Raw genomic sequence first — 22,995 nt, 5'->3', positions numbered from 1 at the left:
CCTCAGTCTCGCGGCAATCCGAGCATGCGCTCACCGATCACGTTGAGTTGCACCTCGGTTGTGCCGCCGTAGATGGTGGTGGCACGGCCCGAAATGAGCTGCTCCATCGCCTTGTCGCTTGGCTGACCTGGGATGCTGACCGCTCCGGCAGCACCCAGTTCGGCGACGACGAACTCGGCGATCGACTGGCTGATCTTCATCGCCAACAGCTTGCCGACGCTCGACGTAGTACTCACGTCGATTCCCGAAAGTTGCTTGAGCACAACGCGGGAGCCGATGAGGTCGATCGCCTGGCTCTCGGCAACCAGCTCGCCGACGCGGTAGCGTCCGATCGGGCTCAGGTCTGCTGACTTCGCGAACTTCAGCAGATCGGAGTCCGAGGCGTACGCCTCCATCTTCTGGCTCAGTGCGACGCGCTCGCCTGCCAGCGTCGTACGCGCGACGTTCCAGCCGTCGTTGACCTCGCCGACCACGTTCTCGTCGGGGATGAAAACGTCGTCGAGGAACACCTCGTTGAACAACGCCGAACCCGTCATCTCACGCAGCGGGCGGACGGTGATGCCCGGTGTCGACATGTCCAGGACGAAGTACGTGATGCCCTGATGCTTCGGCTTGGTGGCGTCCGTACGGGCGATCAGCATTGCCCAGTCGGAGAACTGCGCAACCGTGGTCCAGATCTTCTGACCGGTGATCTTCCAACCGCCGTCAACCTTTTCGGCCTTCGTCGACAATGATGCGAGGTCGGAACCAGCACCGGGCTCACTGAAAAGCTGGCACCACACCAGCTCACCCTGCAGGGTCGGTACTGCCAGTTCCTGCTTCTGCTTGTCCGAACCATGCGCTACGACGGCTTGCACGGCCCAGGTGCCCATCAGGAGCTGCGGCATCGAGATACCCGCAGCCTTGATCTCCTGGGAGATGACGATCTGCTCGAGCGGAGCGGCGCTGCGCCCGTACGGCTTCGGCAGGTGCGGCTGAACCCAGCCGCCGTCGCCGAGCGCGATCAGCTGGTCGTCCTCGTCGAGCTCGACCAACTTGGCAAGCTCGGCCGCGATGCCGCCGCGGATCTCCTCTGCCTCGGGCGGCAGTTCGAGAACCGAAGCCCGGCTGACACCGTCAAGTGCCTGCTGCGCAACACGGTTGGCACGATCCTCGCGGGTACCGAGAATGCCGCGGATCGAGAGCGCGCGCCGGTAGTACAGGTGGGCGTCGTGCTCCCACGTAAAGCCGATGCCGCCGTGAACCTGCACGCAGTCCTGAGCTACCTGTACTGCGGCGTCCGGCACGATGACTGCGGCGATATCGGCGGCAAAATCTGCCGTGTCGTCGCCCTTGTCCAATGCGCTTGCCGCATCCCACACAACGGCGCGTGCCTGCTCGAGTGCAATGCCCATCTGCGCACACTTGTGCTTGACGCCCTGGAACTGGCCGATGGGTCGCCCGAACTGCACGCGTGTCTTGGCGTACTCCGACGCAGTGGAAACACACCAGGACATGACGCCGACGTCTTCGGCGCCGAGAACGACTGCGGCAATGGACCGTACCCGCGCCTCGGTGAGACCGTCGAGTATCCGTTCGGCGCTGATCTGAACATTGTCAGCTTCGATCCGCGCACTGCCGCGCAGCACGTCGACGCTGTCCTGCACGGTGATCGCGACTGCGCTGCTCTCGAGCACCGCGTAGCGAACACCCTCGGGCAACTGGATCGGGACCAGCAGCACGTCGGCATGTTCACCGCCGAGCACACCGTCGAGTGCGCCCGTGATCTTGTATCCACCGTCCGACGGCTCGGCCGCCAAGGGAACGCCCAAGGCAACTGCTGCCGTACGACTTCCGTCGATCAGACCGGGAAGGAACTCGGGTCCCGCCTTGGAATCGGCGGCGCTGAGGACTGCGCTTGCCAATACCGTCGGAACAAACGGGCCGGGAGAGACAGTGCGGCCCAATGCTTCCAGTGCCACCGCCAAGGTCAGCAGACCGGCGCCGTGACCACCCTGTTCTTCCGGAACCGCGAGCCCGAGAAGGTCCTGCCCGACCAGGGTCGTCCAGAACTCGGGGAACTTGTCCTCGGTCCGTGACTCCACCGCCGCGCGCACCTGCTCGGTGGTGATGGTGCGCTCTGCGAAGGACCGCACCGAATCTGCGAGTGCGATGTGCTCCTCACTCAGCCCGAGGCCGAGTTCGTATGCGTTGCGTGCCATGCGCTTACAGACGTTCTGCGAGGTCGGCGGTGGTCCAGGGACCCTCGCTCTCGATGGTGTTCACACCGTGCCAGCCGGCGAGTTCCGTGATGGCCCCACCCTGAACGGCATACACCTTGCCGGTCAGCTTGCAATCCGCTGCTGCAAGATAGGCCACCAACGGGGAGATGTTGGACGGCGCAAACGCGTCGAACTCACCCTCGGGGACCTCGGCGGCGAACAACGCGCCCATACCGGGTGTCGCCAGCGTCAGCCGAGTACGCGCGATCGGCGCAATAGCGTTGACACGCACGCCGTATCGATCGAGCTCGTCAGCGGCCACCAAGGTCAGGGCTGCGATGCCCGCCTTGGCGGCGCCGTAGTTGCCCTGGCCCGCGTTGGGCATGAAGGTACCCGAAGCCGAAGCGGTGTTGATGACCGAAGCGTTGACGGTCTCGCCTGCCTTGCTCTGGTCCTTCCAGTACGCGGCAGCATGGTGCAGCGTCGCCGCGTGCCCCTTGAGGTGCACGGCAATGACTGCATCCCACTGGCTCTCGTCCATACCGGCAATGAAGGCGTCACGAAGAATGCCGGCGTTGTTGACCAGTACGTCGAGTCGGCCGAACTCACTGACGGCCTGCTTGACGAGGCCCTCGGCGCCGTCCCAGGTGGCGATGTTGTCGGTATTGGTGACGGCTTTGCCGCCTGCAGCGACGATCTCGTCGACTACCTGCTGCGCCGGGCCGGCATCTGCGCCCGATCCGTCGTTTGCGCCGCCGAGATCGTTGACCACGACGCTCGCACCCTCACGAGCGAAGAGCAGCGCATGCTCACGGCCGATACCGCGTCCTGCTCCGGTGATGATCGCTACGCGACCGTCGAGACTTCCCATCAGTTCAGATTCCCATCAGTTCAGTTGTCGGACATGAAGACTCATTTGTCGGCGATGACCGCGAGGCCGTCCTTGATGACGAGGTCACCGACCGCGCTGGTTTCGTACGAGTACGACGTGGCGCCGTCTGCCGAACCCGACTTGTAGAACACCGTCTCGATGTCCTGGGTCGGGAGCACGGGCTTCGCGAATCGCACTGCGAGACGGCGCAACCGCTCGGTCTCTCCGCCCGCCAGTTCGGTCAGGGCTCCCCACGACGTGAACGCCATCGTGCACAGTCCGTGGTTGATGATTCCGGGGAGCCCGGACATCCGAGCGATCTCCTCGTCGAGGTGGATCGGCATCGGATCGCCGGAAGCCGGTGAGTACCGGAACGTCTGGTCCTCGTCGATATGCTGGTTCATCACCGCTGCGGGACTACCCGCGCGAAGAGCGTCGTCGAATCGGTGTTCGGGAGCCTTCTCACCCAGGCCGGGGCCTGCGTCGACCTTGCGGAAGAAGGCCGTCATCCACTGCTCGTTGACCAATTCACCCTTGTCGGTTTTGGTTTCGACGTAGATGACGACGGTGGATCCGTTGTCCCGGCCCTCGAATCCGATGGGCTTGGCGCGAGCGACCAGATGGTCACCGGGGTAGATCGGACGGTGGAACAGGAAGTCCTGCTCACCGTGAACGAGCTTCATCAGCAGTTCGACCGGCGCCACCGACAGCGCAGCGGGTGCCATCGACATGAAGACGGGTACCACCGCGAAGACCGGCGGAGCGATCTCGCCTTTCAGGTGTCGCTCGATGGGATCGTTGGTCGCAGCCGCATATTCGGCAATGCGCTCGGCTGTCACCTCGAAGTGCTCCGGATCGGTCCATACGTCCAGCCCGGACGTATCGAATACGACCGCGTTGGTCTTCGGTGTTGTCATCGAGCCGTTACCCGACCAGCTCGGCGAACTTCGCCAGCGAGGCTTCGAGGTCTGCCTTGGCGTTCTTGGCAACTGCCTTGCCGATCGGCCCGACGATCATGGTGCCCTTGAAGCTGGCGTCGACGGTTGCCTTCGAACCCGCACCGTCGGCCTCGACCGAGAGAACGAATTCGACGGTGACGCCGGCCATTCCGGTACCGGCAATCTTGACCATCTTCGGAACCTCGACCTCTTCGACGGTCCACTCGATCTTGTTTGCCATACCCATCACGGAGACGACCTCGGTGAACTTGGCGCCCAACGCAACCTGGGTGGGGAGTTCACTCTTCCAGCCCTGGTGAATGGTGAGCCACTCTTCCCAGCGAGACAGGTCGGAGAGCGCATCCCAGGTCTTCTCGGGGGATGCGGGCAGTACAGCGGAGACGGAAACGGAAGCCATGATGAAACTCCTAGTGGGTAGCTAGCGGGTTGTGGGTGTGATTCAGCGTGCGTAGGGCTTGTATGCGGTCACGACAACTGCGCCGCCGAGTCCGATGTTGTGCTGGAGAGCGACCTTCGCGCCGTCGACCTGACGCTTGTCGGCGGTTCCGCGGAGCTGCCAGGTGAGTTCGGCGCACTGGGCGAGGCCGGTTGCACCGAGGGGGTGACCCTTGGAGATGAGGCCCCCGGACGGGTTGACCACCCAGCGTCCGCCGTAGGTGGTGTCGTCGGCGTCGACGAGCTTGCCGCCGTCACCTTCTGCGCACAGTCCGAGCGCCTCGTAGGTCAGCAACTCGTTGGTGGAGAAGCAGTCGTGGAGTTCGATGACGTCGACGTCGTCGGCGGTGATCCCGGCCTGCGCGTACACCTTCTCAGCGGCCTTACGGGTCATGTCCGCGCCGACGAGACTGATCGCGCTCTTGTCCTCGAAGGTGCTGTTCATGTCGGTGACCATGGCCTGCCCGACGATCTCGATCGCCTGAGCAGCGAGCCCGTGCTTCTCGACGAATGCTTCGCTGGCGATGATTGCCGCGCCGGATCCGTCGGACGTGGGCGAGCACTGGAGCTTGGTGAGCGGCCCGTGGATCTGACGTGCTTCGAGGATCTGTTCGAGGGTGTACTCGTCCTGAAACTGGGCGTACGGGTTGTTCAATGAGTGCTTGTGGTTCTTGACGGCGATCTTCGCGAACTGCTCGGCAGTGGTTCCGAAGCGTTCCATGTGCTCGACGCCGGCAGCACCGAACATGTACGGAGCGGGCGGCATCGCGAACTCCTGCAGCTCGGCGAGAGCGAGGAGATGCCGCATGAGTGGCTGTTCACGGTCGTCGTAGGTGGATCCGAGGGACCCGGACTGCATCTTCTCGAAGCCCAGCGCCAGTGCGCAGTCGGCCTGACCGCTCTTGACTGCCTGCGTGGCGAGATAGAGCGCGGTCGATCCCGTCGAACAGTTGTTGTTGACGTTGACGATGGGGATGCCTGTCAGACCGAGCTCGTAGACAGCGCGCTGACCTGCGGTGGACTCGCCGTAGACGTAGCCGACGTATGCCTGCTCGACCTCGGTGTAGTCGATACCCGCGTCTTCGAGCGCCTTGGTACCCGACTCGCGTGCCATGTCGGGGTAGTCCCACTCGCGGGCTCCCGGCTTCTCGAACTTCGTCATGCCGACGCCGACGACAAAAACCCTGTTACTCATTGCCACTCCTGAAGAGAACGGTATCTGTGTGTGACACGCTGTCCCACCAAAGTATGTGAGACATCTTGTCCAGTCAATGGCCGGGTGAGTATCGTTCGATTTATGACAAAAACAGCCGAGTCGGCGCAGCCCGACGGGCGCAGCACTCGCTGGAACGATCACAAGGAGCAGCGCAAAGCGCGGATCCTCGACGCAGCACTCGATGCAGTCAACGAAGGTGGCGCCGACGTCGGCGTCCAGCAGATCGCCGAGCGCGCCGACGTCCCCCGTTCCGTTGTCTACCGGATCTTCAAGGATCGAGCCGACCTCGACGAGCAGCTACGAGTTCGCATCCTCGAGATGATGATGACCGACCTGACACCCACCCTCACGCCGCAGGGTACGGTCGGCGAGGCTATCTCGCGGGCAGTCGAGACTTACCTCCAATGGATTGTGAAATACCCACGGCTACACCACTTTCTAGGCAAGGGCTCGCCGAGCACCCGAGCTACCGGTTCGAAAGTGGTGACCGGAACCAAGACAGCCATCGCCGTCCAGTTGGGAAACCTGTTGGGTGCGATCCTCGCCAGCCGCGGCAAACCGTCGAAGATGGCAGAGCCCTTGGCTTTCGGCGTCATCGGCTTGGTCGACGTCAGCGTCAATCGTTGGCTCAGCCAACCCGGTTCCGACGTGTCCGGCACTGAATTGGCCGAGTTCCTCGAGCTTTCCATCTGGCAGGTTCTCGACGGAAATCTGCGACGGATGGGTGTGGACATCACTTTGGAGACGCCGATATCGGAGTTGTAGGCAGCAAAGTGCACCGGGGCATGTCTGATCCCCGGTGCACATGGTGGTTTTTCAGGCTGCTGTTGGCGGTGTGTTCCCGGGAACGGGAACTTGATACGGATCCACGGACATCGGTGGATAGAACCGGGTTTTTCGGTCGTCTCCGATGTCGACACGCCACTCGGTGTGATGCATCATCCGATGATGGTGACCGCACAGCAAGATCAGGTTGTCGAGGTCCGTTGGGCCGTCATCGAGCCAGTGGATCAGATGGTGGGCATCGCACCAGCCCGGTGGGGTGCCGCAACCGGGGAAGGCGCATCCACCATCTCGCACCGTCAAGGCCCGCCGCTGCGGGACGCTGGCAAGTCGCGCTTTCATACCGTGATTGAGCGGAACACCGTTGCTATCGAGGAGGATTCGGGTGACCTCGCAGTCGCAGGACAGCATGCGGGCGGTGTCGAGGCTGATGGGGCCGGCCCAGTTGGTGATCGCGTACCCGAGTTCTTCAGTGGAGGGCAACATATCCTTCAGCGCCTGAAGATCGGTCATGTCTTTTGCGGTGGCGGTGATCGTCAGGTGCGGTTTCACGCCACCTTCGACGGGACCGAGACCCGCGGCTTCGTAGCGGCGCAGCATTTCGCAGAACCCGTCGGCGCGTTGAAGTGCCGGGGTGCGTTCGTCTTTCACACCGTCCTTCTCCGGCGTGGGCGCCGAGAGGGCGGACAGTAGTGCAATGAGACGGGCACCGTTGACGGCGTCGAGGTCACCTTTCACGCTGACTCGCCCGTACAAACCGCGGGAGGCGTAGAACTCGTTGAGCTCGGAATCTTCACCGGCTGGCACTCCGTCGGCGCGGTTGCCGTACTGCTTCTGGATCCGTCTAATGGCCGCGCGGACGGAATCGCAGTCGGTGACCTTCTTCGAGGCGAGGGTCAGGAGGATCTCGCGGGCTTTCTCGACGTCGGCGAGGCTCATGTTCTTGGGCGGGTGCTGGCAGAAGTGGGCAACCTGACGCACTTTCAACGCGTCGATGTCACCGTCGTGAAAAGATTGTCCGACAACAGGTTCGAGCATGAACAACCGCGCCAGGCCCACCAACTGGCTGCATTCACCGATCTCGAGATTGGTGGACAGGTGCAGCCACTGTGCGATAGCGCGGAATCCTTTGCCGCCGAGGGTGTCTCGGGTGAACATTTCCGTGATCATCACAACCATGCGGGACTGCATCTCGTGCCGGGCGCGAGCGAGGTCGAGTACCTCGGTCTTGAGGCCCTCGCCGTCGTATTGCCACGCTTCCCGACTGTCCATGAACTAATTTTAGTCGAACATAATTTCGATTCCTAGGGACATATCGGACACGTTTAAGCGAATCTGTGCTCGAGACTTGTTGACATACAAGAATATTCAATGAATCGTGACCCACAGTTGCGCACTGCCATCGTGCCCAATCATGCAACGATTCGAAAGAACCCGTCTACTCCGAAGCGGGCTTGTAACCCTTGCCCTGCATCCACGCCAGAACGTCGAGGATCCGCACTGCGGGCACTACTTCGTCCAGACCTGCCAGATCGCGTAGGCCCTGCAATCGCGATTGGAGTTCCCCGTCGCGCAAGGCGCCCCGCACCGGCTCCAGATGGGCGGCCTTCGTTCCGAGTTCTCGACCGACGACGTCGTCGTAGATCGGGAAGAGCCGTGGGCGTTTGCGAGCAATCAGCTTGGACGCCATCGTCCGGCCGACGCCGTGGATCTCGCGCAGCGCTGTCTCCAGCCGCCACACCGGAGATTCCGGCGTCAAAGGATCAACTTCGTCCACCAGATCGCGATCTGGACCTACATCAGCCAGGAGCGCATTCAGTGAAGCGTTGATCTCTCCCAGCAGGAACAATGCGCCCTGGGCTGGAACCTGAACTGCGAGAAGTGTCACTGCGACAAGATCTTCCGCAGTGAAGACGTCCGCGTCGCGATCACGATTACCACTGGGATCCCAGGAATCCCACAACGCACCGGTACGGAGATACCCTGTCTTTCGGAGCGGCCTCGTGAAGTACTCCTGCAACACGTCGACGGCGCCGGCATCGTCACCGTCTCGCAGCACACGCGGCAAGCGGATGGACATTTGCTCAACCATGATCGACTGACCTTTCGAGTACGTACTTGGCAAATCCGGGATTGTGGTACTGCCGGAAAGGCCCTTTGCCCTTGGCTACGAGATGCTCCGCCAGCGGCCGAACGGTCGACGCGTCGACGGGCAGTTCGGCGAACTGCTCCAACGCATCCGAGTCCTCGAGGCTGCAGTCGATCATGGTCCCGTCACCGTCGGCTGAAGCTAACGCAGTACGCCGGATGCCGAGCAAATCGTGTTTTGCAGCAAGTTCCTCGATACTGCAACCCGTTCGGGATTCCAACGCCGAACTCGACACGAAGACCGACATGACGTGTTCGATCGGTTGCCCGCCGACAAGATGACACTCGACGCTCAGCACTTCCATCGGACCGATGTTGAGGGTGAACAATCGATGGCGATCCGCGGATCGGTTTGTCGACGGCAGGCAGCTGATCGTCCACTGCTCGATCTCGACTGCCGCCGGAGCGTCGAATGCGTAGGAAAGTACCTCTGCAATCAGCTCGGCGAGATCCTCGAACAGTGGGTCGCCCTGCAATCGCTCGAAGTTCTCGACCGAGGCGGCGGGGCGCACAGGTGCTTTGCTCACCGCGGCCCCCTCTCGTCCGATGAGGTCGAAACCTTACGTCTCACCTCGCATCAAAGGTACCCAGCGCTATGGAGCCCTCGCGCGTTCGCCCTCACATAGAGCGCCGCGTTATGGTTCTCAACACGTACCACTGCCTTACCGATCGCTAACTCGAGGAGCATACGAAGTGGAAATCAAGGGAACCGCAGCACTGGTCACCGGAGCAGCTTCCGGACTGGGAGCAGCTACGGCCAAGCGCCTCGCCGACGCCGGCGCTACCGTCTTCGGCCTGGACCTGCCCGCATCGATCGAACGCGCCGGCGACAATGTCCCCGCCGGTGTCACCCTCATCCCCACCGATGTGACCAGCGGCGAAGAGGTCGAAGCTGCCATCAACCAGATCGTCGAATCCGGCTCTCCGCTGCGAATCGTCGTCAACTGCGCCGGCGTCGGCTGGGCCGGACGCATCCTGTCCAAGAACGGCCCGCATGACCTCGAGCTTTTCCGCACGGTCATCACCGTGAACCTGCTCGGCACGTTCAACGTCATGCGCCTGGCGGCCGACGCCATTGCCAAGACCGATACCGTCGACGACTCGGGCCAGCGCGGGGTTGTCATCAACACCGCATCTGTTGCCGCATTCGAAGGCCAGATCGGACAGATCGCCTACTCCGCATCCAAGGGCGGCGTGCACGGCATGACGGTTCCGGCTGCCCGCGACCTGGCTCAGTTCGGCATCCGCGTCAACACGATCGCTCCCGGCATCATCGACACCCCGATGCTCGCGGGCGTCACCGACGAGTACCGCAAGGGCCTCGAAGCCGGCGTTCCGTTCCCGTCGCGTCTGGGCCAGCCGTCCGAGTACGCGCAGCTCGCTCAGATGATCGTCGAGCACGACTACCTCAACGGCGAGACCATCCGCATGGACGGCGCTCTCCGTATGACACCGCGGTAGGTTTCTGTTGCCTTGTGCGCCTTTGTCAACCGCCCGCGGTTAACAAAGGCGCACAAGGGCTATGACCGTTTGAGGTATTCGGCGACGTCCGCCGCCGGTATCGGCTCGCTGATGTAATAGCCCTGAACCAACTCACAGCCGGCGAATCACCTTCACTGAGCTCAGTGATGAATGATCTGTCGATTTTGAGAATGCCCACGGGCAGTTTCTTCAAACTCTCGAAAGACGAGTAGCCGGTTCCGAAGTCGTCCAACGCAATTGCGATCCCCGTCGCACGAAGACGGTCCAATTAGGCGACGCCGAGCGACGGACCGATCCACTCCGGATACTGCACAGCCATCGGCATAGTCGGCATGACATACCCGGGAGGCGAAATCAACGCTCTACTCCCTTGGGTGTCTACGGTGAACGTCGGGAACTCTTGTTTCCACCAATCGACGCACCCTTGCGAGATCGCATTGCCCGGAATCGATTTTTCCTCCACGATTTTCCAGTTCCCGAAAACATTCCACGAGGGTGGGCGTTGGGCACGTCGATCATGACCTCCCACATCGGTGTCTACGATTCCCGAACTGCCCGCAAGTTCAGCAGTATTCTCCAAAACTATACGCACTGAACCATCGAGAACAACCGAGCTGTCAAATTTCGACGGCTTCTCGTGAACCAAATAGTCACACACAATTGCCGACACCGAATCTGAACTCTCCGAAAAATCGACAATATTCCGGAACCAAGTAAACCTATTATCGTAGTCGGGAGTCTGATTCACGATCCACGAACTAATTGAAGAACGATCCCTGGAAATGTCACGAATCGCATCGATGTAGCCCGGATAAGTAAACTCTGGTCCGCCGGTATGGGTGTACGCAGTGGCTTCGGCAGTCGCTCGAATCAATTCAGCACCGCGACCGAATAAGTCGACACCAGGATCAGCCGACCACACCGTTGTGTGCGGAAACTCCGACGCCGGTGCGACATCGGCAGAATTCGTCGGCGATCTGTCGCTGCCACACGCTGAAATAGAGGCCACACATATCAGCGCTACCGCCACCGAAAGTGCTCTGTTAGGGAGCATTCCACGCCACCGCATTATATTTTTCCAGCATCCGCGTCGCATGGAAATCAGTTGAGGAACCAAACGTCGAAAACATTGTGTCAATATCACCCAGCCTATAAGGTTTTTCGTTGGTCGCCTCCTTAATTTGATCCCAAGATCTCAATTCTCCATCATCGAATGCCCACCGGTAAACTTCCTTGAATTCAGGTGGTAATTCCGGTGCCGCATTCAGAATATTGTAAGCCTGTCTAGCTGAATCGAAACCTGCGAGTTTAGCGGTTTCAGGCCCTGAAGGCTGGGCACCGATTACCGACTCCTTCAACGGATCACCCCCGGCACCGATCATGGCGTTGATGTAATCCCCGCCAGGGAGGTTTCCGATTCCCAAGGTTCCGAGACTCATCAAGGCACCATATGCATTGTTCTTGCGTGCATATATTTCGGCTGCCTGCGCCGCCTTGTCGTCGTAACCATCCTGAGTGCCACGCATCAATCCGTAGTCTGTCAGCCCCGCCAGCCTTCCCGCAGTATCCAAATTGTTGGCTGCACTTTCCCCCATAGGGTTCAGCGCATATGCACCCTGCCTCGCGAGCATCTCCTGGTATGCCGCTCGGGTAAAGTTCGTGCCAGCCGTTTCGTCGGTATTCATCAGAGCGAACACGTTTGCCGAGCCAGTGTAGTGACGAAACCCGTCGGGATCAGTCCACCCTCCGATGCTGAAACCTGGATGATTCTCAGGATCTTCACCAGCCAGATCAGAAACGTAGGGACTCATACTATTCGAAACTGTCTGCAACAGATCGGGATTGAGCTGGCCAGTCGACTGGCCGTCGGCTTCAGGGATATTGGACAGCAACTTCCACGCGTCGTCAGTACTAACCGCTTCCCCAACAGCTGACATGATGCTGCCGGTACGAGTTGCCGTGGCCACATCGGTGGGATCATTCGGATTCTCCACAGTGGCATCACCATCCGGGAAGTCGAAGAGCGTCGACGCGGCTTTACCGTCGTCAGTCCAGTTGTGGGACAGCACATCCTTCACGAAGTCGCTGCCGATCTCTGGATTGTTGACAACGGCATCGACGGCAATTTTGTCATGTCCCACAGCGGCGAAGATCTGCTCGGTGACAGCCATGTCCTGGGTACCACGCCCATCGACCATGAAGTACTCGAACTTGTGTTCCGGGTTCTGTTCATGAGCGACCTGCGCATCCAGGTATTTCTGCCCCACGTCGAGAAGCGCACTGTCCAGGGTGCTTCCGCTCTTGTACTGATCGTCGCCCATCGAAACGATGTCGGCGATCGCCTGATTGTCGGCAACCCCGTTGAGTGCGATGCTGGGAAGGCCGGATCCGCCAACTACTTCAAAGCTGTTTACCACCAAGTCATCCCGAGTCAGAGACTCTCGCATCATGTCGGGTAGAAGGTTCAGACCGCCCTTGGTCGGAACGTCCGGATCACCCTCGACCGTCGCGCTGACGTTCTCGTTGGACAGTATCTGCAGCGAGTTTGCGACCGCAGCCTGCGCATCGGGCGGCAACTTCGAGAGCAGGTCTTCGATCTCCTGGGGCGATTTCCCATCCAGTGATCTTCCCAGCTGATTGAGGTATTCCATCTGCGACGCCGGGATTATCGCAGTGTCACCACGTTCCAATGCCGTGACCTGTTCCGGTGTCAGGTGGCCGGTTTCCGTGATCCGCTGCAATTGTTCCGGCGTCATCGACGCCGGATGTGTTGCTAGAGCGTCAGAATCACTCTTACCCTGCTCCCCACCCGAGGTAGCTGCGGATACAAATGTCACACGTAGCCCGTCACGAGCGCCTGCCAGGGAGCTTCGCACAGTGTTGTCCGCATTCTCGGTGGCATTTGCGGCGTCGGTCAGTTCACGTTGCCGTTCGACCATCAGGGCAACACGGGCTGTGTCCGGTTCGGCCGCGGTGTCGGTGAGAAGAAGCGCGTCCGAGACCACAAATCTATCCGCTTCTGCTGCAAGAACAGCCATTCGGGCCCGCTGCAAGGGAGCGTCGATCTCGTGAAAGCCTTGCTGTGCGGTTTTTGCCAGAGCTTCGAGAGCATCGACAACCTCGCCGGCAGTCTTCCTGTCTGCGGCGGCCCTGTCCTGAGCCGCTTCCGCGGTCTTTCCTTCCCAGTAAGCACCGTGGACGGTGGTAACACTGCTGAGGTACCGGGAGAACAGATCTTCCGCCTTGCTGCCCAAGGTAATCCACGCGTCGGCAACGGCAGTGAGCGACGCTGGATCCCACGATTCGATCTGTGCACGCGTCGGCGTCATGCGGTGGGTTCCTGGGCGACCCAGGCGCCTGTGGCGTCGGTGTACGCGGTGGCAAGTTCGGCCGCAGACTGCTCGTCGCGACTGCGGAACTTTTCGGCGACGTTGATCATGATGTCGCCGGTCTCGCCCAACCGTTCCTGCAATGAGGGAACCAGCACACCCTCGACAAGCTCGTGCGAGATCGCTGATGCTTCAAGAAAAGAGGTCAGCACCGTATTCGCAGGCGCAAAAGGGAGATTCCCGAGCAAGGGCCCAGGCGCCATGGGGACAAACGTGCCACCAGTGGCGGGAGGAGCACCGGCCGACGGTCCCACGCTCAGCCGACCAGCTTCATCCGCGAGCCCGTGTAGCACCCCGCCCAAGCTTTTCAATTCAGCAATATCGGCCGCAAACGTACCCACGATCCCCCCTCGGACGTACGAGTCAGACCCCCCGACTCATGCAACGCGGGCCAAGTATACGTCGAGTAAGCCGGATTACAGGTCCGAGGCGAGGGGAATTTCCTTCTCCGCGCGGTCCGTCATCCACTCACGTAAGACCTTGGTGGCGATGACATCATCCTCGTTGTACTGCAGGATCCGCGTCCGTTGCGTCTCGTCCGGCTCACCGTCGTAGCCGACCGCCTCGCGGTACCACGCCATCGACGCTTCACCACCGGCTTCGGCGTCGCGCCAATGGAATCCGGCAACGGGCGCAATCTTTTTGAGCCCCTTGCCATCCGGGCAGATGAACTGATCGCTGACGGCTTGGTAGATGTCAACCCACTGCGGACTGTCGATAAACTCCCGGATCTCTTCCTTGGTCGGAATGCCCGGTTCACCGGCAAATCGACGCGCAGAATCCAGAAGCCATTTGTCCTCCGCCGAACGTGAATAGCAGTAGGCGGCAAAGGTTTTACCGGACACCGCTGCGCCCGCACGCTCTGCCATCAGCCAACCCCAGAACTCCGCAAACGATCGCGCCTCGTCCCGTGTCGGCAACGGATCCCACGTCGCAAATCCCCGATACATCGAGAAGCCACCGACATTGAGCAAAGTTCCCCACAAATAGGCACCGTGCTCCTGGTAACTCTCCATGTCGACATCGATCTCGATATCGGCGCGCGTCACCGAGATCTTGTCGAACCGTCGTACCAACGGAGCGCCCGCCAGCCACGCCTTCGCGATGACGACGGCGTCGTCGAAGTTTCCGTGTGGCCAATCCTCGAGCGGCTCGCCCTCCCAGGCCGCGAGCTGATCGATGGTGTTGCATCCGGCGTCACGCAGAAGCTCGGCCCGGGAACCGACCGCAACCAGACTGACATCACGGTTGCGGACCAACTCTTCCTTGCACTCCGTCCACCACGGGCACGATTTGCACTCGCTGACCTGAGAGGGAGACGTCAGCACCTCACCGCGCGCCACGGCAATCCTGTCGTCGTAGCGCTCGTCGTAGTCCTCGAGAATCGCACTCAGGTCGTGAACGAGGATGCAGTCGCCGTTGTAACCGATCGCACCCGCCTGCAACGACGGACTCGCCAGTCCCCGGCGCTCGAGCATCCGGTAGACCTGCGCGACGCGCATCTGATCACGAACCTGGCCTCGCACCTTGCGCTTCGGATCGACTGCAGGCTCCCACTCGAACAGGCCAGATGTGATCGCACCCTGCCCCGGGTCGGTGACCTTGTGGTTGACAACGATCACCGGGATATAGCCGCCGCCGTCGGTATCGCGGATCAACATTTCGCATCGACCCTTGCGGCCGGTGTCACGTTCGACAGGCAACACGGCGCCCCAGATGCGGTCGGCGCCGGCTTCACATGCGGCCAGCGTGTCGCGAGCTTGCGCCGCCGTCGACTGATCGGCGTTGATCCGCACCCAACGATCCGGAGCGGCGCCGATCACCAGCTCCGCGATCTCCGCACGCTTGGCCGTTGCCGATTCCTGACGCTGCTTGATGCCCGTATCGAGAGGCTCCGACGCCCACTTGCCCGGAAACAATCCGTCGAGGCGCACCCGATGACGGCAACGCGTGAGCGCCCCTGAATCGATCAGAGGGAGCGAGGGCGCGGGGCTTTTATCGGAACACACGATGACGAAGATTATGTGCTCCCCTAGGCTGAAGCCGAAGCGCAGGTACCTGGCAGCGCACAAACACCTGGAAACGGGGTCCTTTTCGATGGGGTTGTTCAAGAAGCGAAAGTCTCGTGCCACCCGCAAGGCGGAGGCGAAGGCTCTCAAGCACAAGGCCGAGGTCGAGGCGAAACTCAACGCCAAGAGCCAACGCAAGCGCGACAAGGTTGAGACCAAGTCGATCAAGAAGCTGGAAAAGGCTGAGATCGATTCGACGCACAAGATCGAAAAGGCGCAGATCGCCACGCTGAAGGCCCAGGAAAAGGCCGCTGCAAATCAGGGCCTGACCGTTGCCAAGGTGCGCAAGTACCTGGGTGTCGCTCGTCTACTGGCTCCGGTTCTGCTGCCGATCATCTATCGAGCGGCAACCGCGGTTCGTGGTCAGTTGGATACCGCGCGCGCTCAGAAGATGGGCATCGCCGTCGACCAACTGGGCGACTACACCGGCCACGGAGCCAAGCTGAGCGCCCGCATTGCGGGAGCGGAAAGCTCGGTCACCGAAATCCTCAGCCACAAGCCGAACGACGCCGAGACGCAGCGTTTTGCCGCAGCCATCCGTGAGCGTCTGAGCGACCTGAGCACCGCGGTGCGGGCGGCCGAGCAGATGCCGCAGGCTCGCCGCAAGGCCGCTCACCACGCTATTTCCTCCGAACTCGACGGCGTAGAGGCTGATCTGCTCGCACGCCTCGGCGTCCGCTAGACCTGCTCGAGTGTCCACCGACGCGCCCACGACAGCACTCCTTCGGGGTAGTGCTGTCGGGGCTGTGTCGACCGCTCTTGCCATCGCAGCGCACGGCCTGGCCGGCGGCGATGTACCGCCGGCGTCGGCGCTGACCCTGCTGATAGCCGTGTGTTCAGCCGTGGGCGCGATCACCGGAACGCTTCCCGTTCCGACCCGCGGACCGCTACCACTCATTGCAGCTCTCGGCGCCGGCCAACTGGCAGCGCACACCACCATGACACTCTCCGTGCATTCTCATTCCCCTTCTCCGGGGCTGGCGATGCTCGGAGCACACATAGTCGCCGTGCTCGTCTGCGCGACCCTCGTGTTGGCTGCCGAGCGACTGTTCGGAGTCGTCACCCGCGTCGTGCAGGTTGTGCTGTCCGCGCCGGCGACGCCCGTCGCAGCGCTGATCCGTCGATTCCCGACGACGCACCACCTCGGCCCCAATGGCGCACTCCTTCGCGCCGGCATTTCCCCGCGCGGACCTCCCGCTCTGGTCTGAAGAACTCGCACTGAAACCCTTCACCAGACCAAGAGGACACATTCCACATGAAGAACACCCTGATTTCGCGTGCGCTCATCACGGCAGCAGCAACCGGCGGGGCAATCCTGCTCGCCGGCGGAATCGCGTCGGCGCACGTCAGCGTCGTAGCTCCGGGAGCGACACAGGGCGGGTACAGCGTTTTGACCTTCCGCGTACCCACTGAATCCGACACCGCGTCCACCACCAAGGTGACGGTGGCACTGCCCGACCTCAAGTCCGCGCGCACCGAACCGATGCCAGGTTGGACTGCCGTCGTCGAGAAGGACCCGACGTCGTTGGTCGCCAAGTCCGTCACCTGGACGGCAGATCCCGGTGTCGGCGTCGGCCCCGGCCAGTTCCAACAGTTCGTTCTCTCCGCCGGCCCGCTACCCACGCAGGACGAGGTCTCGTTCAATGCGGTGCAGACGTACAGCGACGGCAACGTCGTCAACTGGGATCAGGCCGCCCTCGCCGACGGCAGTGAGCCCGACAAGCCGGCGCCGTCCTTGACCTTGGCAGCTTCGACGGGCGACGCGCACGGAAGCAGCGCCGATACTCACGCCACGAACGAGACAACTGCGACAGAATCATCGAACGACAACACCGCCCGCTGGCTCGGAGGAGCCGGACTGGTTCTCGGCGCGCTCGGCGCTGCACTGGGCCTGGGTGCACTTGTGAGGAGCAAGCGTTCATGAGCACACGACTGAAGGTCGTCACTATCGGCCTACTTGCCATGCTCGCGTCCATGCTCGGGGTGAGCACAGCCAGCGCGCACTCCGCGGTGGTCGGGTCGAACCCCGAGAACGGCGCGTCCATCCAGGTTCCTCCGGACAACGTTTCCGTCACTTTCAACGAAGCACTGCAAGCGCAGTTCGCGGCGTTGACCGTCACGGGCCCCGGTGACAGCCGCGATCAATGGTCCAAGGGCGAGCCCTCAGTCGAGGGGGCAACTGTGAGTGTGGACCTGGGAGATCTGGGACCCGCCGGTGTGTACACGATCGCGTATCGCGTCACGTCCGCTGACGGCCACCCGGTTCAGGGAACGTTGAACTTCACACTCACCGAGGCCGGTCCCGGCACCCCGGTCACGCCGGCCGCGTCGGCTGGTGACAGTTCGTCGTCCGAGTCGTCGTCGAGCAGCATCCCGGTGTGGGGATTCATCCTCGCCGGTGTTGTCGTCTTCGGCGGCGCACTGTTCTTCGTGCTCCGCAAGCCGAAGTCGAGCTGATCCGTGAGCGGTACGGCAAACAGGTGGTGGTTGCTGTTTGCCGTACCCACAGCACTGCTGGGAGTGCTGATCGCGTGGGGATTGGCGAGTCCCGCCGGCCCTGAAGCGTCCAGCACGGTACGCGTCCTCGCCATCGGATGTGGTTCCGTGACACTGGGAATCGCCACACTCGCCTGGATGGGCCGGGGCGAGCGTCGGCCGGCTTCACCCAACAGCGCGATGTGGACACAACTCACTGCCATCGCCGCCGTGTGGCTGGTTGCCGAAATCGCCTTGCTCGCACTGAGTGCCGCTGCCGCCGACGGACAGCCGATCACCGCGTTGACCGTCGGCCACTTCGCAACTTTTGTCGGCGAAGTCAATGTCGGCCGGGTCGGAGCAGCCATCATCGTGTGCGCTTTTGCCGTCGTCTGCTACGGCGTCTACGGATTCAAGAACCCTGAAACAGCGCCCGTCGCACCGGCATTGGTTGTCACCGCACTCGCTCTCGCCACCCGACCCATCACCGGTCACATGGCGCAGCAGAGCTTCGGATCCATCCTCGACGCCATCCACGTACTCGCTGCCGGCTTATGGTTCGGCGTCCTCGCCGCACTCGCGCTCGCCATGCCCGCTCGCGGCGCCTGGGCACTCTGGCTGCCCAAATACTCTGCTCTCGCGTGGCGATGCGTTCTTGCGCTGGTCATCACGGGAGTTGTCAACGCGGCGGTACGACTCGGATCTGTGACCGCGTTTGTCGACACTGCCTACGGCCGCGTCGTCCTCGCCAAGCTCGTTGCCGTTGCCCTGCTCCTCGGGTTGGGATGGTGGTGGCGTCGTACCTGGGTCGTCGCGAGTGCCGCCCACCGCATGAGCGCCGACGGATCGCTTCGCCGCGCAATCGGCGAAGTTGTGCTCATGGCAGTTGCTTTCGGGCTCGCAGCGGCCCTTGCCACTACCGCTTAGGGCCTTCGGCCCCGCGAAGCTGCCTGATCCACTTCCTCGTATCCGCCGGATCGATGACGTCGTCCAACTCGAATGTTGTTGCCGCCATCAGCGCCTTGCCTTGCGCGTAGGCCAATTCCACGAACTGACCGAACAGGGTTTCCCGCGCAGCCGGATCTTCGACTGATTCGAGTTCCTTCCGGAAGCCCAGTCGGACAGCGCCTTCAAGCCCCATCGGCCCGATCTCGCCGGTCGGCCAGGCCACAGTGAACTCGGGCGCGTGGAATGACCCGCCGGTCATCGCCATGGCACCGAGACCGTAACCCTTACGCAGGATCACCGCCCCGAAAGGCACCGTGAGCCTCGCACCGGCCACGAAAAAGCGACCGAATCGCCGTACCGTCGCCTGTTCCTCGGAATCCGGCCCCACCATGAATCCCGGAGTGTCGCAGAGCGTAACCAGCGGAATCCGATGTGCCTCGCACAGTTCCAGGAAGTCCGACGCCTTGTCCGCTGCTTCCGCATCGATTGCCCCGCCCAGATGCTCACTACTGTTCGCGAGCACGGCAACCGGTACGCCTTCCACCCGGATCAACGCCGTCACGACGCCGCGACCGTAATCGCGCCGCAACTCCAGCACCGAATCGACGTCGGCAATCGCCTCGACGGCGCGTCGCACATCGTACGAACGCAGCCTGTTTTCCGGCACTACATGCCGAGCCAGCCGAGGATCAGGCGCGGTCCACTGCTGCGCCGCACCCTGGAAGTAGCCGAGATACTTCTTTGCCAATTCGACTGCCTGAGCATCGTTCTCGGCAACCACGTGCACAACGCCGTTTCGCCGTTGAATGTCGATCGGCCCGATGTCCTCCGGGCGGTAGGTACCCAGTCCACCGCCCTCGACCATCGCCGGTCCACCCATTCCGATATTGGCGTCCGGCGTGGCGATCAGGACATCGCACGCACCCGCCAACGCGGCATTGCCGGCAAAGCAACGACCCGATACGACGGCCACCAACGGCACTCGGCCGCGCAATGCCGCCATCGCCCGGAAGGTACCCAGTTCAAGCCCCGACCCTGCTCCGGCATCCGTATCACCGGGGCGACCACCACCGCCCTCCGCGAACAGCACCACGGGAACACGTTTACGGGCGGCGAGCTCGAGCAGTCGGTCCGTCTTGGCATGATTGCGCATGCCCTGCGTACCGGCAAGAACCGAGTAATCGTACGAAATGACGACGCTCTCACCGCCGTTGATTGCTGCCACGCCACCGATCAATCCGTCGGCGGGAGTATTTGCGATCAGGTCTTCTTCACTGCGACGGCTACGCTGAGCCGCCAAAGTCAAGGCGCCGTATTCGACAAAGCTGCCGTCGTCGATCAGGTCTTCGACATTTTCGCGTGCCGTCCGACGACCCAGCTTGTGCCGTTTGGCTACCGCTTCGGGCCTCGCCGCATCCAAGGTCACCTCATGTCGGGCAAGGATTTCCGCGAGGTCAGGACGCACCAGATCCAGGTCGAGGTCCTCGGAACGCTCCACTCGCTCGGCCGCTGTGGCATCGCGCACCACCATGAGTGGCTCACCCGCAACCACTGCCTTGCCGACCCTGCCGAGTACGCGAATCACCTCGACATCGGAATCGGCAGCCAGGACATGCTGCATTTTCATCGCTTCGAGCACGGCGGCCTGACTGCCCTGGTGAACGGCATCGCCGACAGCGGCAATCTCGACGACGATTCCGGTCATCTGCGCGCGCAGGACGGTCTCACCCAGCACTGCAACGGGAGGCTCCGAAACCTTGGCTTCCGGGACGAGATCGGCAATACGTCCCTCGAGCCAGTCGATATCGACGACACCGTCACGGAAATCCTTCTCCGACAGGATCGCCCGCAGGAAAAGAAGGTTGGTCGCAACCCCTTCGATCGCAAACTCGTCGAGTGCGGCAATCGACTTGCGCACCGCCGCAGCAAAATCTGCCCGACGGGTGTGTGTGATCACCTTCGCCAGCAAGGAGTCGTAGCGGGCACTCGGCGACAAACCCGCCGCACCGAAGGTGTCGACTCGAACTCCCGGTCCGCTCGGCGGCGCAAACACGTCAAGCGTTCCGGTTTCCGCGCGCGCACCGCCGTCGCGCGTCATGGTTTCCATGTTGACCCGCATCTGGATTGCGATACCCGACGCCGCCGCAACGGTTCCCTGATGCCCAGGAACTCCTGCTGCACAGGTAATCCCCTCAGGAAGATCCAATGATTCGAAACTCACGCCGTCGGCGATCATCAACTGCACGGCAACCAGGTCGACACCGCTCACCTCTTCCGTGACGGTGTGTTCCACTTGGATACGCGGATTGACCTCGAGGAAAACGAATCCTCGCTCCTCCACGAGAAACTCCACTGTTGCGATCCCACGGTAACCGACCTCCGCACACAACCTCGCCGCGGCGGCATGCAAACGCTCGCGCAGTGGTTCGGAAAGACCTTGCGCGGGAGCAATTTCGACAAGTTTTTGATGCCTGCGCTGAACGCTGCAATCGCGATCTCCCAGTGCCGTCGCACAGATACCCGCCGCGCCGGGCGCCGACACAACCTGGACCTCGATATGGCGAGCACGTTCACTGAGCACCTCGGCAAACAGTTCGGCACTGCCGAAGCCGGCCCGAGCCTCCGCCGCACACACGCGGTAAGCGTCGTCGAGCGAGGGCAGATCGCGCACGACACGCATGCCCCGACCGCCGCCACCCGAAAGTGCCTTGATCATGATTCCCCGCGAATGCCGCGCAAAGAACTCCCGCACCTCGTCGAGGCTTGCATCGCCCGCCGTGGCCGGCAACACCGGAACGCCGGATTCCACAGCGGCGCCACGCGCGCGTGACTTGTCCCCGAGGATACGGAGCACCTCAGCGCTCGGACCCACGAATACAAGGCCCGCACTGGCACACGCCCGTGCGAAATCCGGATTCTCACTGAGGAATCCGTATCCGGGATGGATATGCGTGACCGATGAATCGAGGGCGATCGACAACAGCGAGTCTTGATCCAGATACGCAGACGCGCCGCTGCCTGGCAGTGGAAACGACTCTGTCGCAGCTTCGACGTGTGGGCTTGTTGCGTCATCTTCGGCGTAGACCGACACGGTGTCGATCCCGAGTTCACGGGCTGTTCGAATGATGCGCAGAGCAATCTCGCCTCGATTGGCGATCAGCAGTCTCATTCCGAGGTTTCGCAGTCAGTCACCGCCACAGTGTGTTTTGACGTTGACGTCAATGTCAAGCATGGGGGATCGCCCGCGCCACTAGATCACGTCGGCGTAGAGATACACGTTGTCCTGGTAGTTGCCGACCCCGTCCGAGAACTCCAGCTCCCCACCACACGTCACCACGGCAAGCTTGCGCGGACCGTCCGGCCCGGCCAGAACACTCTCCTCGATTCCGTCCGCCTTGGCTCGCGACACCACCGCCGTCACCCGCCACCGTGTGCTGTTCCCAGCGGCATCCGACGTACGGATCTCCTGCCCAGGCTCGACGGTCCCGAGATCGAACAACGCACCGTTACCCTGACCGGCAAGATTCACATGCCCGGCGATCAATGTTGTGCCCGTCTGCGAATCCAATGGCGCACCGTCCAACCAGATCCCGACCTCGCTGACGTCGTCGGGAGGGGTCAAGGCTCCATCGATGACACTCGCGTCGACGATCGGTGCCTGCACCCCGAGCGGATCGAGGGACAAAGTGGCAGGCGACATCTGCGCATCAGCAGAAGCGAGTACCGCCGGCGCCGATTGGCCGGCCGTCGGCGCCGGCGGTATCGCCGCGCTCTCACCCGACCGAGTGCCGAGGTATGTCATGAGTAAGCCCACAGTTACCGCGATAATTATTGCCGCAGTTGCAAATACGCGAGACTTGCGCCTGCGCACAGGTTCCGCGGAACTGGTGCCCGGCTCATCCGGTACAGGATTCGGATTCATCGACGTCATCAAAGATGTTCCTTTGTCGTGAACGAGCATCGTCCGGTGCTGACGGGGAGAGTCGGCACCGGACGCTGCTCGATCGAAACTGGTTCAG

The 22,995-nt window shown here is 62.0% G+C and carries 22 protein-coding genes; 7 read left to right on the top strand and 15 right to left on the bottom strand.

Features of this window, described 5'->3' with window-relative positions:
- Positions 1-2 precede the first annotated feature (2 nt).
- Genes CJ178_RS21465 through CJ178_RS21445 form a run of 5 tightly spaced genes read right to left on the bottom strand, consistent with a single transcriptional unit; the run spans position 3 to position 5,661 of the window.
- Entirely contained in the window at positions 3-2,201 is a 2,199-nt protein-coding gene (locus CJ178_RS21465; RefSeq protein ID WP_095887612.1) for an acyl-CoA dehydrogenase, read from the bottom strand.
- Between the two features lie 4 nt (positions 2,202-2,205).
- The gene (locus CJ178_RS21460) at positions 2,206-3,072 is read right to left on the bottom strand and encodes an SDR family oxidoreductase (RefSeq protein WP_095887611.1); all 867 of its coding nucleotides are present in this window, start codon (positions 3,070-3,072) and stop codon (positions 2,206-2,208) included.
- A gap of 41 nt (positions 3,073-3,113) precedes the next feature.
- Positions 3,114-3,989, bottom strand: coding sequence for a MaoC/PaaZ C-terminal domain-containing protein (locus tag CJ178_RS21455; protein WP_095887610.1), 876 nt, complete (start codon positions 3,987-3,989; stop codon positions 3,114-3,116).
- A 7-nt stretch (positions 3,990-3,996) separates the two neighbouring features.
- Complete coding sequence (locus CJ178_RS21450) at positions 3,997-4,428, bottom strand: type II toxin-antitoxin system Rv0910 family toxin (RefSeq protein ID WP_019746343.1); 432 nt, start codon at positions 4,426-4,428, stop codon at positions 3,997-3,999.
- Between the two features lie 42 nt (positions 4,429-4,470).
- Positions 4,471-5,661 carry a lipid-transfer protein gene (locus CJ178_RS21445; RefSeq protein ID WP_007735955.1) on the bottom strand — a complete coding sequence of 397 codons (1,191 nt, stop codon included), beginning with the start codon at positions 5,659-5,661 and terminating at the stop codon, positions 4,471-4,473.
- Between the two features lie 102 nt (positions 5,662-5,763).
- On the opposite strand from CJ178_RS21445, the gene CJ178_RS21440 reads away from it, so the two are divergent.
- Positions 5,764-6,447 (top strand): TetR/AcrR family transcriptional regulator, encoded by a 684-nt coding sequence (locus CJ178_RS21440; RefSeq protein WP_033235207.1) that lies wholly within the window; start codon positions 5,764-5,766, stop codon positions 6,445-6,447.
- Between the two features lie 51 nt (positions 6,448-6,498).
- Here the strand turns inward: CJ178_RS21440 and CJ178_RS21435 are convergent, their stop codons facing one another.
- The 3 genes from CJ178_RS21435 to CJ178_RS21425 form a co-directional block, all read right to left on the bottom strand.
- Entirely contained in the window at positions 6,499-7,737 is a 1,239-nt protein-coding gene (locus CJ178_RS21435; protein WP_095887609.1) for an HNH endonuclease signature motif containing protein, read from the bottom strand.
- A 166-nt stretch (positions 7,738-7,903) separates the two neighbouring features.
- Positions 7,904-8,557, bottom strand: coding sequence for a DUF6308 family protein (locus tag CJ178_RS21430; RefSeq protein WP_033235408.1), 654 nt, complete (start codon positions 8,555-8,557; stop codon positions 7,904-7,906).
- Positions 8,550-9,140 (bottom strand): hypothetical protein, encoded by a 591-nt coding sequence (locus tag CJ178_RS21425; protein WP_033235407.1) that lies wholly within the window; start codon positions 9,138-9,140, stop codon positions 8,550-8,552. The genes CJ178_RS21430 and CJ178_RS21425 overlap by 8 nt, the downstream gene beginning before the upstream one ends.
- 166 nt (positions 9,141-9,306) lie before the next feature.
- On the opposite strand from CJ178_RS21425, the gene CJ178_RS21420 reads away from it, so the two are divergent.
- Complete coding sequence (locus CJ178_RS21420; RefSeq protein ID WP_033235406.1) at positions 9,307-10,074, top strand: SDR family NAD(P)-dependent oxidoreductase; 768 nt, start codon at positions 9,307-9,309, stop codon at positions 10,072-10,074.
- A 25-nt stretch (positions 10,075-10,099) separates the two neighbouring features.
- Here CJ178_RS21420 and CJ178_RS33660 read toward each other — a convergent pair whose 3' ends face one another.
- The 5 genes from CJ178_RS33660 to CJ178_RS21400 form a co-directional block, all read right to left on the bottom strand.
- On the bottom strand, positions 10,100-10,327 hold the full coding sequence (locus tag CJ178_RS33660) for an EAL domain-containing protein (protein WP_280639066.1): 228 nt from the start codon (positions 10,325-10,327) through the stop codon (positions 10,100-10,102).
- Between the two features lie 36 nt (positions 10,328-10,363).
- A complete protein-coding gene (locus CJ178_RS32855; RefSeq protein ID WP_179300796.1) occupies positions 10,364-11,125 on the bottom strand; it encodes a hypothetical protein in 762 nt (253 codons plus the stop codon).
- Positions 11,126-11,138: 13 nt separating this feature from the next.
- Positions 11,139-13,349, bottom strand: a complete 2,211-nt coding sequence (locus CJ178_RS21410) for a TPR repeat region-containing protein (protein WP_230590245.1) — start codon at positions 13,347-13,349, stop codon at positions 11,139-11,141.
- Positions 13,350-13,420: 71 nt separating this feature from the next.
- Positions 13,421-13,825 carry a hypothetical protein gene (locus tag CJ178_RS21405; protein ID WP_051730605.1) on the bottom strand — a complete coding sequence of 135 codons (405 nt, stop codon included), beginning with the start codon at positions 13,823-13,825 and terminating at the stop codon, positions 13,421-13,423.
- A gap of 75 nt (positions 13,826-13,900) precedes the next feature.
- Positions 13,901-15,457, bottom strand: a complete 1,557-nt coding sequence (locus CJ178_RS21400; protein WP_033235445.1) for a TM0106 family RecB-like putative nuclease — start codon at positions 15,455-15,457, stop codon at positions 13,901-13,903.
- 124 nt (positions 15,458-15,581) lie between these two features.
- On the opposite strand from CJ178_RS21400, the gene CJ178_RS21395 reads away from it, so the two are divergent.
- The 5 genes from CJ178_RS21395 to CJ178_RS21375 are packed head-to-tail and all read left to right on the top strand — an operon-like array spanning position 15,582 to position 18,955.
- On the top strand, positions 15,582-16,235 hold the full coding sequence (locus tag CJ178_RS21395) for a DUF6474 family protein (protein WP_095887608.1): 654 nt from the start codon (positions 15,582-15,584) through the stop codon (positions 16,233-16,235).
- Positions 16,236-16,245: 10 nt separating this feature from the next.
- Complete coding sequence (locus CJ178_RS21390) at positions 16,246-16,761, top strand: hypothetical protein (protein WP_095887607.1); 516 nt, start codon at positions 16,246-16,248, stop codon at positions 16,759-16,761.
- Between the two features lie 47 nt (positions 16,762-16,808).
- Positions 16,809-17,477 (top strand): YcnI family copper-binding membrane protein, encoded by a 669-nt coding sequence (locus CJ178_RS21385; protein WP_045066227.1) that lies wholly within the window; start codon positions 16,809-16,811, stop codon positions 17,475-17,477.
- The gene (locus CJ178_RS21380) at positions 17,474-18,010 is read left to right on the top strand and encodes a copper resistance CopC family protein (protein WP_033235399.1); all 537 of its coding nucleotides are present in this window, start codon (positions 17,474-17,476) and stop codon (positions 18,008-18,010) included. Before CJ178_RS21385 ends, CJ178_RS21380 begins: the two co-directional genes overlap by 4 nt.
- A gap of 3 nt (positions 18,011-18,013) precedes the next feature.
- Entirely contained in the window at positions 18,014-18,955 is a 942-nt protein-coding gene (locus tag CJ178_RS21375; protein ID WP_045066226.1) for a CopD family protein, read from the top strand.
- On the opposite strand, the gene CJ178_RS21370 is transcribed toward CJ178_RS21375, so the two are convergent.
- Complete coding sequence (locus CJ178_RS21370) at positions 18,945-22,145, bottom strand: acetyl-CoA carboxylase family protein (protein WP_095887606.1); 3,201 nt, start codon at positions 22,143-22,145, stop codon at positions 18,945-18,947. The genes CJ178_RS21375 and CJ178_RS21370 overlap by 11 nt on opposite strands.
- Positions 22,146-22,226: 81 nt before the next feature.
- Positions 22,227-22,907, bottom strand: a complete 681-nt coding sequence (locus tag CJ178_RS21365) for a class F sortase (RefSeq protein ID WP_257013297.1) — start codon at positions 22,905-22,907, stop codon at positions 22,227-22,229.
- Between the last annotated feature and the right edge of the window lie 88 nt (positions 22,908-22,995).

Source organism: Rhodococcus sp. ACPA4, assembly GCF_002300185.1.
GTDB lineage: Bacteria > Actinomycetota > Actinomycetes > Mycobacteriales > Mycobacteriaceae > Rhodococcus_F > Rhodococcus_F globerula.
The sequence above is the reverse complement of the archived record's forward strand: the minus strand, read 5'-3'. Positions and strand labels throughout refer to the sequence as shown.